16 protein-coding genes are annotated in these 15,121 nt (G+C 60.4%); 1 reads left to right on the top strand and 15 read right to left on the bottom strand.

Annotated features, from left to right (window positions below; genetic code table 11):
• The 15 genes from tssI to FHK95_RS02130 form a co-directional block, all read right to left on the bottom strand.
• The coding region (gene tssI / locus FHK95_RS02060; RefSeq protein WP_150302951.1) for a type VI secretion system tip protein TssI/VgrG at window positions 1-1,046 on the bottom strand (1,046 nt) is incomplete at its 3' end.
• Window positions 1,047-1,152: 106 nt separating this feature from the next.
• Window positions 1,153-1,671: an Hcp family type VI secretion system effector gene (locus tag FHK95_RS02065; RefSeq protein WP_150299733.1), complete on the bottom strand. Its 519-nt coding sequence runs from the start codon at window positions 1,669-1,671 to the stop codon at window positions 1,153-1,155.
• A 281-nt stretch (window positions 1,672-1,952) separates the two neighbouring features.
• Complete coding sequence (locus tag FHK95_RS02070) at window positions 1,953-2,291, bottom strand: Na+/H+ antiporter subunit G (protein WP_150302952.1); 339 nt, start codon at window positions 2,289-2,291, stop codon at window positions 1,953-1,955.
• Between the two features lie 9 nt (window positions 2,292-2,300).
• Entirely contained in the window at window positions 2,301-2,570 is a 270-nt protein-coding gene (locus FHK95_RS02075) for a K+/H+ antiporter subunit F (RefSeq protein WP_150302953.1), read from the bottom strand.
• Complete coding sequence (locus tag FHK95_RS02080; protein WP_150303282.1) at window positions 2,555-3,058, bottom strand: Na+/H+ antiporter subunit E; 504 nt, start codon at window positions 3,056-3,058, stop codon at window positions 2,555-2,557. The genes FHK95_RS02075 and FHK95_RS02080 overlap by 16 nt, the downstream gene beginning before the upstream one ends.
• Window positions 3,058-4,581 (bottom strand): monovalent cation/H+ antiporter subunit D, encoded by a 1,524-nt coding sequence (locus FHK95_RS02085; RefSeq protein ID WP_150302954.1) that lies wholly within the window; start codon window positions 4,579-4,581, stop codon window positions 3,058-3,060. Before FHK95_RS02085 ends, FHK95_RS02080 begins: the two co-directional genes overlap by 1 nt.
• The gene (locus FHK95_RS02090; protein WP_150302955.1) at window positions 4,581-4,907 is read right to left on the bottom strand and encodes a Na+/H+ antiporter subunit C; all 327 of its coding nucleotides are present in this window, start codon (window positions 4,905-4,907) and stop codon (window positions 4,581-4,583) included. The genes FHK95_RS02085 and FHK95_RS02090 overlap by 1 nt, the downstream gene beginning before the upstream one ends.
• A complete protein-coding gene (locus FHK95_RS02095) occupies window positions 4,907-7,699 on the bottom strand; it encodes a monovalent cation/H+ antiporter subunit A (RefSeq protein WP_150302956.1) in 2,793 nt (930 codons plus the stop codon). The genes FHK95_RS02090 and FHK95_RS02095 overlap by 1 nt, the downstream gene beginning before the upstream one ends.
• Before the next feature lie 190 nt (window positions 7,700-7,889).
• Entirely contained in the window at window positions 7,890-8,243 is a 354-nt protein-coding gene (gene mnhG, locus FHK95_RS02100; RefSeq protein ID WP_150302957.1) for a monovalent cation/H(+) antiporter subunit G, read from the bottom strand.
• The gene (locus FHK95_RS02105) at window positions 8,240-8,563 is read right to left on the bottom strand and encodes a monovalent cation/H+ antiporter complex subunit F (protein WP_150302958.1); all 324 of its coding nucleotides are present in this window, start codon (window positions 8,561-8,563) and stop codon (window positions 8,240-8,242) included. Before FHK95_RS02105 ends, mnhG begins: the two co-directional genes overlap by 4 nt.
• Window positions 8,560-9,039, bottom strand: coding sequence for a Na+/H+ antiporter subunit E (locus FHK95_RS02110; RefSeq protein ID WP_150302959.1), 480 nt, complete (start codon window positions 9,037-9,039; stop codon window positions 8,560-8,562). The genes FHK95_RS02105 and FHK95_RS02110 overlap by 4 nt, the downstream gene beginning before the upstream one ends.
• Window positions 9,039-10,532: a proton-conducting transporter transmembrane domain-containing protein gene (locus FHK95_RS02115; RefSeq protein WP_150302960.1), complete on the bottom strand. Its 1,494-nt coding sequence runs from the start codon at window positions 10,530-10,532 to the stop codon at window positions 9,039-9,041. Before FHK95_RS02115 ends, FHK95_RS02110 begins: the two co-directional genes overlap by 1 nt.
• Window positions 10,529-10,960: a sodium:proton antiporter gene (locus tag FHK95_RS02120; protein WP_150302961.1), complete on the bottom strand. Its 432-nt coding sequence runs from the start codon at window positions 10,958-10,960 to the stop codon at window positions 10,529-10,531. The genes FHK95_RS02115 and FHK95_RS02120 overlap by 4 nt, the downstream gene beginning before the upstream one ends.
• Window positions 10,960-13,683, bottom strand: coding sequence for a hydrogen gas-evolving membrane-bound hydrogenase subunit E (gene mbhE / locus FHK95_RS02125; protein WP_150302962.1), 2,724 nt, complete (start codon window positions 13,681-13,683; stop codon window positions 10,960-10,962). The genes FHK95_RS02120 and mbhE overlap by 1 nt, the downstream gene beginning before the upstream one ends.
• 409 nt (window positions 13,684-14,092) lie before the next feature.
• On the bottom strand, window positions 14,093-14,554 hold the full coding sequence (locus tag FHK95_RS02130) for an outer membrane lipoprotein (RefSeq protein ID WP_150302963.1): 462 nt from the start codon (window positions 14,552-14,554) through the stop codon (window positions 14,093-14,095).
• Between the two features lie 270 nt (window positions 14,555-14,824).
• Here FHK95_RS02130 and FHK95_RS02135 point away from each other — a divergent pair, with 270 nt between their 5' ends.
• A complete protein-coding gene (locus FHK95_RS02135; RefSeq protein ID WP_150302964.1) occupies window positions 14,825-15,100 on the top strand; it encodes a hypothetical protein in 276 nt (91 codons plus the stop codon).
• Window positions 15,101-15,121: the final 21 nt, after the last annotated feature.

The raw sequence follows: 15,121 nt of genomic DNA on the forward strand, positions 1-15,121 counted from the left end.
GTGAAACGGTTGCGGTAGCCCTGGGTGAACCCATCGGCAGCGGTGACGTCACTGGTGACAGACTCTTCCAAGACTTGAGGTTGCTTGCCTTCGTGATGAATCTCGCTGAGCAGCCAGAGGTCGTTCCAGCTGTCACGGCTATGGTTGGCGAGGGGAAGGAAATGGCCGGAAACTAGCAGAGGTTGGTCGCTTGAGCCTTCGACCAAGCGATAGTCGCTGCGGTGACGGTCCAGGCTGCGCTGGGCCAGATGCTTGCCCCGGTCGCGATCAGTAAAACGGCCGGGATAATCGTAGTCTTCAAGATCGGGTAAAGCTGAGACCCGGGCCGCGCTTTCCAGTTGCAGGCGCGGCTTTTCGAAATCGTAATCGCGGCGGGTGACACGGCTGGGCCGGGTTTCCAGGCGCAGGGCGAAGCGCTTGATGACTAGCTCATCCGCCACCATGCCGTTGCCCTGTTCGAAACGGGTCGGTGCCAGCTTGGGAAAGGATGTCTGATCATCGCCAAAAACGATGGTGTGGCTCTCATTGGTGTGTTCGAAGTGGTAATGGATGCCTTCTTCTTCACACAAGCGCTGCAGGAAATGCAGATCGGTCTCGTCGTACTGGGTGCAGTAGTCCCGCTCAGGGTACTGACTGCCTAGCTGAAAACGGTAGGTGTTGCCTTGGATGCCGTGCTCTTCGAGTAGCTGCGCGATGATCTGCAGCACCGATTGATGCTGGAAGATGCGCTGATTGGTGCGGTGTGCGAGGTACGCCAGTTGCGGCACGAGGGTAATGCGATAACGCGTCAGACGCTTGCCGGCTTCGCCCTGGGCGATACTGTGGATCAGACCATGCACGCCAGTGCCGTCGGCGGCAAAGACCAGAAAGGCAGGCTTGTGCAGAAAGCTTTCGATATCCAGATCAGAGGTTTCACTGACCAGATCCAGCTCGAAGCGATAGGGTCGGCACAGGGCTTCGTGGCCGGTGAACTCAAGGACCTTGAAGTCGTGCGACAGGCCTTGAATGGCCAGGCTGAAATGGGGCTGGTTGGCCGGGGCGAACATCCGATGTCCTCATCAATGTGCAACACGGCCCTTCCAACTTGGGGGTGTCGACTGCTGAAAATCCATCGACCGGCGCAGAGCCAGTCGACGGATGATTCTCGCAAAATTACGCCGAGATCGGCGTGCGCCAGTCGTCAGAACCGGAGGTGCCGGAGACTTCATGCGTCCAGATGATCTTGCGGTAGGTGAAGTACACGTCTTCTAGGTGCGTGAAATGCGACAGGCTCGGGTCCTGGCAGTTCGGCATGCGCGACTGCACATCAACGATGATTGCGTCCTGCAGCTCGATGGTGAAGTAATGCTCCTGGGTGCCGGTGGCCGAGGTGCGGTACCACTCCAGACGGCATGTGTTCAGACGCTCGCCGGAGGTCAGGGAGTTGAAAAGCAATGGCGATGACTTGTCGAATACCTTGGTGATCATCAGCGGCTTGTGGACGCGCTGACCAGTCGGCTGTCCGGATTGCGGGTCACGTGGAATGATGACCTGGTGGTCGAAAGCCTGAACCAGAATCTGGTCCTCATGACCTTCCTGAAAAATGTTGCCCACAGAATCTTCAGTGAAGGTGCCGGCGGTGATAAGACCCTGTTTGGTGCCTTCGATAGTCAGATACGCTGGTGTTGGCATGAAAGCTCTCCTTGCCCAAGTTCGTGGATCGTTAGTGATCCGGGAATCTTAGACATATCAAGAGCTGTGCCATATCTAATTATTCTTTTAAAATCAGCATCTTACAACATACCCTCAAATCCCTGCAAACCACGCCGCGAAGCGGGTCACAATGCGATGGGCAGTTTTCTGCTCAGGGTGCGCAGAAAGTGGCGCACTCGTCTGTCATTGCCCTGGACCGCCTCACTCACATGTTGCCCACAGAGTTATCCACAAGCTATTGCGCAACTAGCTGCCACCCCTTATTGCTGCCACGGCTCGCCTTTGGTTTGCTTCACGCGTTTCAATTGAAGGTGCATGGCTGCCTGGGCCATCAGGTTGGCGCTGGTGGGGGCGGTGATGAAAAGGAAAATGGTGATGAGCAGCTCATGCATGCTCAGGCCGTCGCCCTTGGTGCTGAAATGGATCAGCGAGCCAATCACCAGCGCGCCGACGCCCAGTGTGGTGGCCTTGGTCGGGCCGTGCAGACGCATGAAGAAATCCGGCAGTTTCAACAGGCCAATCGAGCCAATCAGCGCGAATACACTGCCAATGAGAATCAGCGCCGCGACCAGCCACTCGATCCAGGTGGTGTCGTTCATGATGACTCCTTATTCAATGATGTCGCCGCGCAGCAGATATCGGGAAACGGCTACGGTTCCGACAAACCCCATCACGGCGATCAACAGCGCCGCTTCGAAGAACAGGTCCGAATCCAGATACAGGCCGAACAGGATGATCAGCGCGATGGCATTGATGTACAGGGTATCGAGCGCCAACACCCGGTCCGGCATATCGGGCCCGATCACCAGTCTGACCATATTCAGAATGGTCGCCAGCGACATGATGCCGAGACAGACAAGGATCACGTAGTGGAGCATTCGAATACCTCCTTCAGCGGATTTTCGTAGCGCTGCTTAATGTTATCGATGAGCTCTTGAGCATCCGCTACATCCAGACCGTGAATCAGCAGCGTCTTGCGGTCGTCGCTGATGTCCGACGACACGGTGCCGGGCGTGAGAGACACGGTGCTCGCCAAGACGCTGATGGCGAAATCATTGGTCAGCTCCAGCGGATACTCGACGAACGCTGGCCGCAGAACTCGACTAGGGCCGAGAATCAGCTTGGCGACCTCGATATTGGCGGTAACGATGTCCAGCAAGACCGTGCAGGTGAACCGAAACAGCACAAGTGGTTTGTGCAGTGTCGGTGGGTTGGGCCAGAAAGGGTTGGTCATCAATGGAATCAACCACGCCGTCACCGCGCCCATGATCAGCGTACCGGCGCCCAGGTCGTTCATGATCAACTGCCACACGATCAGCAAAAACAGGCTGAGCCAGGGGTGCGGCAGGAACGCTCTCGGCCTCATCATGGCTGACCTCCCGGATTAGTCGCCTGAGTGGACATGACCCGTTCAATGTAACCGGAGGGGTTGAAGATTTCCGCCGAGGCGGCGTTCAGATAGTCCAGTGTGGGCTCAGCGAAGATCACCATCATCGGGCTGCACAGCAGCAGCAGGATCACCGCGGTCATGCGCAGCGCGTCCACGGGCTCGCCCGGCACAGCGGCCGCATCCTGTCGCCAGAACAGCGTGCTGCCCGCGCGACTCATCGCCACCAGCACCACCAGTCCGCTGCCAAGTACCGCAGTGTAAAGCCAGCCGGCCTTGGCACCTGTGCCGGCCGAGCTCAGCAGCATCAGCTTGCCGATGAAGCCTGACAGCGGCGGCAGGCCGACGATCGAAATAGCCGAAAGGAAAAATACCCCGCCGAACAACATCAGCTTGGGCAGTTGCGGCCCCGGCACAATGCGTGCGCCAAATCTGGGCCCACGGGTTCGCGCGAGCAGGCCAGCCAGCAGGAATAATCCGCCGCTGATCCAGGTGGAATGTGCCAGATAATAAAGGCTGGCGGTCAGGGCGTCAGCCGTGCCGAGCGAAATGCCGGCCATCAGGATACCTACCGAGAGCACGACCAGATAGGCGACCAGGCCGTTCAGGGTGCTCGCGGCCAAGGCACCGATGGTCGCCAGTACGATGGTGAGCAATCCGACGGGCCAGAGCCAGTCATTGACCAGCCAGGCCAGCGGGCCCTCACCTTCGCCGAACATCAGCGAGTAGACCCGGATAACTGAGTAGATACCGACCTTGGTCATGATGGCGAACAGTGCTGCAACCGGCGCCGACGCCGCTGAATAGGCGCGCGGCAACCAGAAATACAACGGAAACATGGCCGCCTTCAGCCCGAATACGATCAGCAGCAACATGGCCGCCGCGCCAATCAAGGGCGCATCCACTTCCGGCAATTCGGCAATACGTTGCGCCATATCCGCCATGTTCAGCGTGCCCGTCAGACCATACAGGGTGCCGACGGCGAGCAAAAACAGCGCCGATCCAAACAGATTGAGCAATACATAATGCAGCCCGGCGCGTACTCGTGAGGAGCCTGCGCCGTGCAGCAGCAAAGCATAGGAGGCAATCAGCAAGATCTCGAAGAACACGAACAGGTTAAACATATCGCCCGTCAGGAAGGCGCCGTTGATACCCATCAGCTGAAACTGGAACAGGGAGTGAAAGTTGCGGCCCAGGTTGTCGTCGCCGCGCATCGCATACAGCACCGAGCAGGACGCCAGCACAGCGGTGACCAGCAACAGAAACGCTGCCAGCCGATCGACCACCAGTACGATACCGAATGGCGGCACCCAGTTGCCGGCGGCATACACCTCGATACCTTCACTCGCCTGCCCCATCAGTGCAATGGCCAGCGGGATCTGCACCACCACGGCGAGGAACGACAGGCCGCGTTTCAACGGCATGCTGCTTCGCGATATAAGTAACAACAGCGCGCCCATGAACATGGGCAGGAGGATCGGCAGGATTGGCAATTGATTCATCAATTGTCTCCCTTGCCGTCAACATGGTCCGTGTCCAACTCGCCCTGCGCCCGCAATGCCAGCACTAGCGAGAAAGCGGTCATAGCGAAGCCGATGACGATGGCGGTCAGCACCAGTGCCTGCGGCAAGGGGTCAGCGTATTCCTCCGCCTTGCCAAGGACCGCCGGCATACCTGTATGCAGACGCCCCATGGCCAGCAGGAAGAGGTTGACCGCATAACTGATCAGCGTGAGGCCGACGACGACCTGAAAGGTACGCGCACGCAGCAGAAGATACACGCCGGACATGGTGAGAATGCCCAGGGTCAGGGCGTACAGCAATTCCATTACAGCGTCTCCCTTGCAATGCGGCTTCCGGACAATTTACCGATATTGGCGAGGATCAGCAGCGTAGCGCCCACGACGGTGAGATACACGCCGAGGTCGAAGAGCATCGCCGTCGCCAGTTCGACTTCCCCGACCAGCGGAAAGTGGAAGTAACCGAATGAGCTGGTCAGGAACGGGTAGCCAAAGGCAAAACTGCCCAGGCCAGTGAAACCGGCAATGAGCACACCAGTACCGGCCAGATGGTGATAATTCACACCCCAGCGCTGCGTCGTCCACTGCTCGCCGCTGCCGACGTACTGCAGAATCAGCGCCACTGCCGTAATCAAGCCCGCGATAAAACCGCCACCTGGCAGGTTGTGGCCACGGAAGAAGATATACACCGAAACCAGCAGCGCCAGCGGCAGGATCACCCGGGTCAGGTTGACCAGCATGAGTGGCCGGGTGGATCTAGCCCAGCCGCGACCGAACATGTCGGTATCCGGAATGCGCAGGCGCAAGCCGTCCACCAGCGCATAGATCGCCACTGCCGCGATCGCCAGCACGGTCACCTCGCCCATGGTATCGAAGCCGCGGAAATCGACCAGAATCACGTTGACCACGTTGGTGCCGCCGCCGCCGCTGTAGCTGTTCTCCAGGAAGAAACTGGCGATAGTGTCATAGGGACGAGTCAGCACGGCGAAGGTCAGGCCACCCACCAGCAGCCCGGCCAGCCCCGCCAGAACCATATCGCGGATGCTTCGCGTGTTGGAGGAGGTGCGCGGCGTGTAACGCGGCAGAAAAAACAGCGCCAGCATGAACAGGATGATGGTCACCACCTCGACCGAAAGCTGGGTCAGCGCCAGATCCGGTGCCGAGAAGCGCGCAAAGCCCAATGCGACCATCAACCCAACCACGCTCAACATGATGAGCGCGACCAGCCTGCGTCGATGCATGATGGCCGTCGCACCGGCCGCCACCATCAGAATCAACGCGCCTACCAGCGTCACGCCATCAATCGGCGCCATGGCCACCTCGCCCTGCCAGACCGGCAGGCGTACCAGCCAGAAACCGGTAACGATCAGCGCCGCGCACAACATCCAGGTCATGTAGCGTTGCAATGACGCATTTTCCAGCAACAGCGTGAACTGTCCGGCACGCCCTGCCAGCTTCTGGATCGTATTCTCGAAAATGAGTTTGGCATCCAGATCCGGCATCCGATCGTACCAGCCAAACAGATGTCTGCGCGTGAGATAGAGGATGATACCGACCACCATCGCCACGATGCTCATGATCAAAGGCAGGTTGAAGCCGTGCCAGATGGACAGACTGTACTCCGGCAGATCGCCACCAAGCGTCGCGCTGGCCGCCACAGCCAACAGGGCTGAGACGGTGAAGGCAGGCAGAAGCCCGACCAGCAGACAGAGTGCGACGAGGATTTCCACCGGCACCTTCATATAACGCGGCGGCTCATGGGGCGGGTATTTCGGCAGGTTCACCGGCTTGCCGTTGAAGAACACGTCGTGGATGAAGCGCAACGAATAGGCCACCGAGAACACGCCATACAGCGTAGCGACCAGCGGAATGATCCAGCTGAAGTTGCCGAACTGGTGTTGCTGCAGGGTCTCGGTAAAGAACATTTCCTTGCTCAGGAAACCGTTAAGCAGCGGTACACCGGCCATCGCCGCCGCCGCCACCATGGCCAGGGTCGCGGTGTGCGGCATGTAGCGCCAGAGACCGTTGATTCGGCGCATGTCGCGGGTGCCGGTCTCATGGTCGATGATGCCGGCGGCCATGAACAGCGACGCCTTGAAGGTGGCGTGGTTGATGATGTGAAACACCGCCGCCACTGCCGCCAGCCGGGTATCGAGGCCGAACAACAGCGTAATCAAGCCCAGGTGACTGATGGTCGAATAGGCCAGCAAGCCCTTGAGATCGTGTTGAAACAGCGCGGTCCAGGCACCAAGCAGCAGCGTGATCATGCCGGTAATGCTGACCAGGAAGAACCACAGGTCGGTATCGGAAAGTGCCGGATATAACCGCGCCAGCAGGAAGACGCCCGCCTTGACCATGGTCGCCGAGTGCAGATAGGCCGATACCGGTGTGGGTGCCGCCATCGCATGCGGCAACCAGAAATGGAACGGAAACTGCGCCGACTTGGTAAAGACGCCCAGCAACACCAGCACCAGCACCACTGGATACAAGGCATGTGCACGGATGACATCACCGGCAACCAGCACGTCACTCAGCTCGTAACTGCCGACAATCTGTCCCAGCAGCAACACGCCACCGAGCAGCGCCAGGCCACCGCCACCGGTCACTGCCAGCGCCATGCGCGCGCCCTTGCGCGCATCGCTTGAATGTGACCAGTAACCGATCAGCAGGAAAGAAGACAGACTGGTCAGCTCCCAGAAAAACATCATCAACAGCAGGTTTTCCGAGAGCACCACACCGAGCATTGAGCCCATGAACAGCAACAGATACGCGAAGAAGCGCCCCATCGGGTCGTTCTTGGACAGGTAATAGCGCGCATACAGAATGACCAGCAGGCCAATGCCCATGATCAGCAAGGCGAACATGAAGCCCAGCCCGTCGAGGCGGAAACTGAGATTCAGTCCAAGTCGCGTCAGCCACGGCCAGCTCTGAACGACCGTCTCGCCGGCAAATACCTCCGGCACATGACGCCACAGCAAAACCAGGCCAATGATCGGCGCAAGCATGGTCGCCGTAGCGCACAGCGAACGGCCGCGCTCGCCAGTCAACAGGGGCAGAACGCAGCCAAGAAAAGGTAGCAATACAATAAGCGCCAGGGTCATGCGGGACACACTCCGTTTATGGCCGTTCAGGCTTCTTCGTATGGCGGACTCGCCGTTCCGGATGAAGAACCGGAAGGCGCATCATTATCCACAGACAGCGTTTGGCTGTCATGGTTTGACTCGCATTAGGACAAGCACAGCAGCTCTTTGTTGGATCCCTCGCGCACAAACTGAAGCGAGACGCTGCACATCATGACTCTGGAGCATCCTGTCGCTGGCGGTCTTCTTCAAGCGCATCACCCACCGGCCCGGTCTGAGGACGAATATCAGCCATATGCCCGGCGCGGGCAATGGCATGTGCCGCCAGGGGTGCGGTAATCAGGAGTACGCAGATCGCCAGCAGCGATTCCAGCCATGCCATGCCGGAGGTCGCACAAAGCACCCCTAGCAATACCAGAACCGCCCCCAGCGCGCCGGCTTTGCTGGCCGAATGCATACGGGCATAGGCATCCGGCAGCCGCCAGACGCCGAGCGCGCCGACCAGACTCAGCAGTGCCCCGAGCAGTATCAACACCGAGGCCGCCACGGACAGCAAATAGCTCATGGGCGCTCACTCCGGCGGTCCTGAATCTGGCGATTGGAGGGGCCCTCATCACCGTGGAACAGCAGCGCAAAGGCGACGCTACTCAGAAAGCTGACAATGGCCAGCACAACCGCCACATCCAGCAACTCAACCTGACGACGAAACAACGCAAGCACCGCAATGCCGGCAACACCGACCATGGTCATGGCATCCACTGCTACGGCGCGGTCTGGCCGGCTCGGACCCAGTAACAGCCGCAGCACCAGTATGATCGCGCTGAGGACCAGCATGCCGCCGGCCAGTGGCAGCACCCAACTGGCACCAATCAGATCTGCACTCATAGCCTCTCTCCCAAGGGGTGGATCCAGCCAGCCAGACGCTGTTCAATCTCGTCAACCGCCTGCTGCACCGAATCGGCATTGCCCGAATCCAGTACATGCACGTACAGCACCTGGTTGAGGTAATCCAACGTCAGTGTGCCGGGCGTCAATGTCAGCAGGCAGCTGATCAGGGTGATCAGTCGCTTGTCCTCGGTCTGCAGTGACACGCGGACCACCGCTGGCGAGACGGTCCGACGCCAGTTCAGCACCGCTGCTGCCACGTCAAGCGAGGCGGCAACGATCTTGTAGGCATACCAGGGTATGAACCGAACGCCCGCCTCGACCCGCATGGCATATACCCGCATCGCCGGCACCCCCAGACCCAGTACCCTGAACAGGGCGTACATCACCAGCATCGCCAACAGCCAGCGAGTCGGTGTCAGCCCGAGGGTTGCCCAGGCCAGCAATGCGGCGCTCAGTACATGCGTCAGCAGCATCAGGGTGCACCCTCCTTGGCTGGCAGTTGTAGATACGCGCTCGCCTCGGTCAACTGCAGCGAAGCCTGCCAGGCATATTCCATCGCCGGCCCGGCGCCGAAACCCAACAGCACCGTCATTAGCGCCAGCACTGCCGCCACCAGCCAGGCGCTGCGGGGGCCGTTATCCGCCTGTACAGCCTGGTCCCCGTTCGGGTGCGGCTTGAGAAACGCTTCGTTCCATATCTTGCTCATCGATAGCACCGTTATGGCGCCGGTCAACAGCGCGATGAAGGCAGCCCATCCAAAACCTGCTTCGAGACTGGCGCGGATCAGTATCAGTTTGGCCCAGAAACCGGACAACGGCGGGATGCCCGCCAATGACAGCGCCGGTATGGCGAACAGCACCGCAAGCAATGGCCTGGCAGCGTAGAGCCCGCCCATGCCCGCCAACCGTTCGGACCCGGTAAGCCGCGATGCCAGCCCGCCTATAAAAAAGAGATTGGCTTTAACGATGATGTGGTGGATCAGATAGAACACCGCGCCGGCCAGTGCCAGCGGTGTGGCCAGGGCGAGCCCAAGCACCATGTAGCCGACCTGACTGACGATGTGGAACGACAGGATGCGTCTGATCTCGGTCTGCGCCGCCGCGCCCAGCACACCCACCAGCATGGTCGCGCAGGCGACCCACAATAAAATGTCGTGGGCCAGGCCTGGGGTTGGCCAGAGCAAGGTCACCAGCCGGATCAGTGCATAGACGCCGACCTTGGTCAGCAAGCCGGCGAACAGCGCAGAGACCGGCACCCAGGCCACATGGTAAGACGCGGGCAACCAGCCGAACACAGGAAACAGCGCGCCCTTGATGGAGAACGCCAACAGCATCAGGGTCACGCCCAGGGTCGCGCTGGTGGTCGCCTCGCCGCTGCGGAAGATCAGCGCCAGCTCGCCCATGTTCAGCGTGCCACTGGCGCCGTACACCAGCCCGGCGGCCAGCAGAAACAGCAGCGTAGCCAGCAGATTCAGCACAAGATAGGTCATTGCCCCGGCCAGTCGGCGCTGCCCGCCACCCAGCGAGATAAGCGCGAAGGAGCCCATCAGCAGGACTTCGAACCAGACGTACAGGTTGAAGATATCGGCGGTGATGAACGCACCGCAAATGCCCGTGAGAAGACCGTGAACAAACAGATGCGCATCGCGCAGAAACTCCGACGCCATCGGCTGGCGGTGCATGTAGACCAGCGTACCGAGGCCAATCACGCCGCTGATCGCCACCATGGCCGCCGACAACCGATCAATCACCAGACTGATACCATAGGGCGCCTGCCAACTGCCCATCTGCCCGCTAAGCACATTGCCCTGGGCTGCGAACCAGACCAGCCAGAGCCCGGTGATCAGCAGAAGCGTACTGCCGACAAGACTGATCAATGTGACCCATGCCAGCCGGCGCCGCGCCAGCAGGCACAACATCAGCGTCGTCAGCGGCAGCAGGATCGGCAGTATCAGCAGCAGATTCATTCGCGCTCTCCGGCCGACGGATCTCGCTCATCGACGTCGAGCGTGCCGCCCTGCTCCACCCCGTTCTCCTGCCCGTCCGGCGCCGGCTGTTCGACCACCGCGGTGACCTGATCGGTATCATTCTTGCCGTGCAGTTCGTAGGTTCGCTTGAGTATCGACAAGGCAAAGACAAACAGCGCAAACCCGATGACGATGGCGGTGAGCACCAACGCCTGGGGTAACGGGTTGACCAAGGCGGCGGCGTCCACACCAGGGGCGATAAAAGCCGGTGCTTCGCCGACATGGCGGCCCGCGGCGAGCACGCCCAGATTTACCGCGTTGCTGAACACGGTGATGCCCAGCACCACCCGTATCAGATGCTGATCCAGCATCATCCAGATTCCTAAACCCGCCATTGACCCGGCGGTCACCGCCGCAACCCATTCCATCAGCTGGCCCTCCCGACAAGATTGCGCAGCATATGGGCCACCGAACCGAACACGGTGAGGAACACGCCCAGGTCGAACAGCAGCGGCGTGCCGAGCTTAACGCCGAAGGGTGCCACCCACTGACTGGTCATATAGGGCTCGCCCAGCAGGATCGCGCCCAGCCCGGCACCACCCGCGCAGGCCACACCCAGGGCGATGATGAGGGTCGGCGGAACGCGCCCGAGTCCGCGCTGGATGCCGCGGCCGAAGGTCAGTATCAGCAGCGCAAAACCGGTCGCCGCGACCAGCCCGCCGATGAAACCGCCACCGGGATAATTATGTCCCCGCCAGAGAATCATCAGCGAAACGGCCAGCATGATGCCCGCCAATGGGCGCATACCCTGGCGCAACAGCACTGAGCCGAATTCCGGCAGCCCCTTCGGGCGAACGTCCGCAGCTTGCCCAGCGCCGAGCAAGGTAGAGGTCGCCAGGGCGGCAAGAGCGACCACCAGGGTTTCGCCAAGCGTATCCAGGGCCCGGAAATCCACCAGGATGACATTCACCACGTTCATGCCATGCCCGCCCGGCAGGCTGTTATCGATCAGCCAGTCGGCGATGTTACCGGGGAGCGGCTGACTGACTGTCGCCATGATCATCAGCGTGACGGCCACGCCGACGGTACAGGCTGCGATCGCCTGCCAGCGTCGGTTGCGCCCTGATCCCGAGGCTACCGAGGGCAGCCCCGGCATCCGCCGTAGAACCACGGCGAGGAAGACCACCGTCAGGGTCTCGACCATCAGCTGGGTGAGCGCCACGTCGGGCGCACTCACCGATAGATAGAACAGCGCGAGCCCCAGACCACTGGCTGCCAGTGACGCCACCAGCGCCAGGCGCCCGGACTTGAGAGCCGCACCCGCCGCGCCACCCAGCGCCAGCAAGGCGCCGACGATTCCCGGCAGGGTCAGCGGGGTCAATGGCTCAGCGGGTAGCAGTGGTGCCTGGATCAACCACAACCCGCCCAGCATGCTCAGGCTCAGCACTGTCGCCAGCAGCGCAACATGCGCCCGCAAGGAACCGTGCTGGAAGTTACCAGCCACCGCACCGGCCAACTGAAACACCCGTACCAGAAAACCGTCCCACAGTATGTCGCCGCTGACCCGCCAGAAGCGGTCGAGCTGGTTGGCCAGCCAGCGCACGCGATCGGCTTGCAGATAGAACAGCACGCCCAGGGCCATGGTCAGCACACTGGCAATCACCGCTGGGGTAATACCACCCCAGAGATACAGATGCACGTCGACAGGTCCGGTAGAGATCGCCAGCACCGCCGTGTTGACCAGCCAGGCTTCAGGCCAGTGATTCCATATACCCAGACCAAGCCCGCCGATTGCCAGCAGGAGCGCGCCCAGCCACATGAAGGGCGATACCTCATGCGGTGCGGTGGGATATTGCGGACGACGGCCGAGGAAGGCGCGAATGAATATCAGCCCCGCGGCCGCGAACAACAGCGCATTGGTCAGGATCATCACGATAGTCACGGCCCAGCCAATAGCGCCCAGCTCGATCAGGCCTGAGTACTTGAATTCCTTGGCGATGAAACCGAAAAACGGCGGCAGTCCCGCGTTGGAAAAGGCCGCCAGCCCCACCGCGACACCGGTGAACGGCATGACCGCGAACAGCCCTCCGAGCCGGCGCAGGTCCCGCGTACCGGTGGCATGATCCACCGCGCCGATGGCCATGAACAGGGCGCCCTTGTAGAGAGAATGGGCCACCAAATAGAGCACGAAGGCCTGCAAACCGTAGTTGGTGTTGGTACCGATCAGCATGGTCAACTGGCCGAGTACGGTGACCGTGGTATAGGCCAGCATGCGTTTCAGATCATATTGGCGAATGGCCAGAACGGCACCGACCAGCGCCGTCAGCGCCCCGATGCCGATGAGGATCGAACTCCAGGTAACGCCACCGCCCAGGGTTGGATTCAGCCGCGCCAGCAGGTAGATACCCGCCTTGACCATCGTCGCCGAATGCAGATAGGCCGACACCGGCGTCGGCGCATTCATCGCATTGGGTAGCCAGATATGGAAAGGCACCTGCGCCGACTTGGTAAAACAGCCGATCAGCACCAGCGCCATAATCCAGGGGAACAAGGTGCTGCCCTGCACCACGGCCGCATCCAGCCCGGAAAACTGCCAGTTCTGCCCGGCAATACCCAGCAGCACAAAACCGGCCAGCAGCGCCAGCCCGCCACCGGCAGTGATTAACAAAGCCTGCAAGGCGGCGCGGCGGGCTTCGGGCCTGGTGTTTTCGAAACTGATCAGCAAATAAGACGAGATGCTGGTCAGCTCCCAGAACACGAACATGACCATCATGTCGTCCGCCAGCACCAGGCCGAGCATGCCAAGCATGAAGATCAGCAGATACGCGTAAAAACGGCCGAGATGCGGATGCCCGCTGAGATAGCCCCCCGAATACAACACGATCAGCGCGCCAATACCGGTAATCAGCAGCGCGAACAGCAAAGCCAGCCCATCAAGCCGCAGAGTGAAGGTGACATCCAGCAACGGCACCCAGGCCACGCTGGAGGTCAGCACCTCGCCGCCTGCAACCAGTGGAATGACGCTCACAAACCAGGCGAAGCAGCCTGCGGGTACCAACGCCAACAGCCACAACGCCTGCCGGGGCAATATCCGCCACAGCAAAGGCGCACAAAGACCGTTCAGGGCGATAGCCAGCAGGCTGAGCTGCATCTCAGCCGCCCTTCGTCGTGTTAGGTCTTGTCATTGCAACCTCCTTGGTTGATCCCGCGCACACCTGCTGCGCGATGGCCGTGCGCCCATTGTTCATACAGGATAGTCGGGGGGCAATGATCTGGAGAGCAGGTCCGATGGTGCAAACCGAGGAAGACAATAAATAAGAAGAGAAGCCGTCAGCCGGGAAGCAATTTGATACATTTCGAGGCGAATAAGCGGGAGTTTAGCTCCAACGCGCGCGCATCAGCCGTAAACCGGCATCGCTGCCGACGGTGTATCGACACGATTTGGAGACTTCTCAGCACGGCGCGCACAGCAAAACGGCCCGGCGATCCGTCCTGGTTGGACAAATCGCCGAGCCGTCAGGCCGTAAATGTCACGGCATATCGGTGCTACACGTAAGGGACTACTTGGTTACGCGGGACTCGCCGTTCACCGTCATGATGCGCACCCGCTCGCCGGGGGCAAAGGACACATCGTCGGATACCGCCTGAACGTAGGAGCGGGTATGGCCGTCATCCTCAGTAACGGTAATCTCGATACCCTGCCTGCGGGTAAAGCCCTCCTCCGCGGCCGCCCCTGCTACACCGCCCGCTACGGCACCGATCACGCTGGTAATCATGCTGCCGCGACCACCGCCAATACCGCTACCGGCAATACCCCCGACCGCTGCGCCCGCGCCCGGGCCAATGACCGACTTGGTACCTTCAATCTGTACAAAACGCACCGACTCCACGGTGCCCATACGGACCGTTTGAGGTGTGCGTGCCTGTTCCCGGCTATAGGTATCGCCGGTGAGACCCTTGGCACAGCCGCCCAGGACCAGTAGAGCGCCCAACAGCCAAGTCATCAACAGATGTTTCTTCATGGTGTACTCCACTCTCATCAAGTCTGTGCCCCATTAGACGTTATTCTACGCCAGTTGTTGCGATTAGCCTGTTTCCAAAGATGGCCACTGAACCGGAACCGCTAGTCAGAAAACAATCGGAACGGTCGTTTCCAACACGCATTTTCGCTAAGCTTCGCCCCGACTTTTCATCGGAGCGTTCGCTCGCTACCGGAAATCCATTACTCGCCGTACCCAAGCAATAACAAGAAAAACAGGTGCCGGCAACAGATCCTGATCTGGAGGTTGTGCATGCCCGTTTTACAGGCTGCCTGGCTGTATTATCTGGAGAATCCCGCCTTTGTCCTGAACGGACTGGCGTTGTTTTACGGTCTCGCCGGAGGCTGGTTATGGGTTGCCACCCAGCTGCGCAGCGCCCGCATTGCAGAGCGGCTGGCCACCGATCCGGCTATGCCAGGAGACGTTCCCTGCGCCGCAACCCAGCGCATCAATAGGGTGTTCTATTCCGTCGGTGGGGTGTGCCTGTCGTTGGCCACTGTGCTGACGCTGATCAGCACGCAGTTCTGACCTGACAGGGCGCCAGAGAGG

It is taken from the genome of Pseudomonas saliphila (assembly GCF_008638345.1).
In the GTDB taxonomy this organism is placed as follows: Bacteria; Pseudomonadota; Gammaproteobacteria; order Pseudomonadales; family Pseudomonadaceae; genus Halopseudomonas; species Halopseudomonas saliphila.

Excerpts from the sequence above, each read along its gene's own strand:
- FHK95_RS02065 (WP_150299733.1), bottom strand. The coding sequence starts at position 1,671 with ATGCCAACACCAGCGTATCTGACTATCGAAGGCACCAAACAGGGTCTT.
- FHK95_RS02070 (WP_150302952.1), bottom strand. The coding sequence starts at position 2,291 with ATGAACGACACCACCTGGATCGAGTGGCTGGTCGCGGCGCTGATTCTC.
- FHK95_RS02075 (WP_150302953.1), bottom strand. The coding sequence starts at position 2,570 with ATGCTCCACTACGTGATCCTTGTCTGTCTCGGCATCATGTCGCTGGCG.
- FHK95_RS02080 (WP_150303282.1), bottom strand. The coding sequence starts at position 3,058 with ATGAGGCCGAGAGCGTTCCTGCCGCACCCCTGGCTCAGCCTGTTTTTG.
- FHK95_RS02085 (WP_150302954.1), bottom strand. The coding sequence starts at position 4,581 with ATGAATCAATTGCCAATCCTGCCGATCCTCCTGCCCATGTTCATGGGC.
- FHK95_RS02090 (WP_150302955.1), bottom strand. The coding sequence starts at position 4,907 with ATGGAATTGCTGTACGCCCTGACCCTGGGCATTCTCACCATGTCCGGC.
- FHK95_RS02095 (WP_150302956.1), bottom strand. The coding sequence starts at position 7,699 with ATGACCCTGGCGCTTATTGTATTGCTACCTTTTCTTGGCTGCGTTCTG.
- mnhG (WP_150302957.1), bottom strand. The coding sequence starts at position 8,243 with ATGAGCTATTTGCTGTCCGTGGCGGCCTCGGTGTTGATACTGCTCGGG.
- FHK95_RS02105 (WP_150302958.1), bottom strand. The coding sequence starts at position 8,563 with ATGAGTGCAGATCTGATTGGTGCCAGTTGGGTGCTGCCACTGGCCGGC.
- FHK95_RS02110 (WP_150302959.1), bottom strand. The coding sequence starts at position 9,039 with ATGCTGCTGACGCATGTACTGAGCGCCGCATTGCTGGCCTGGGCAACC.
- FHK95_RS02115 (WP_150302960.1), bottom strand. The coding sequence starts at position 10,532 with ATGAATCTGCTGCTGATACTGCCGATCCTGCTGCCGCTGACGACGCTG.
- FHK95_RS02120 (WP_150302961.1), bottom strand. The coding sequence starts at position 10,960 with ATGGAATGGGTTGCGGCGGTGACCGCCGGGTCAATGGCGGGTTTAGGA.
- mbhE (WP_150302962.1), bottom strand. The coding sequence starts at position 13,683 with ATGCAGCTCAGCCTGCTGGCTATCGCCCTGAACGGTCTTTGTGCGCCT.
- FHK95_RS02130 (WP_150302963.1), bottom strand. The coding sequence starts at position 14,554 with ATGAAGAAACATCTGTTGATGACTTGGCTGTTGGGCGCTCTACTGGTC.
- FHK95_RS02135 (WP_150302964.1), top strand. The coding sequence starts at position 14,825 with ATGCCCGTTTTACAGGCTGCCTGGCTGTATTATCTGGAGAATCCCGCC.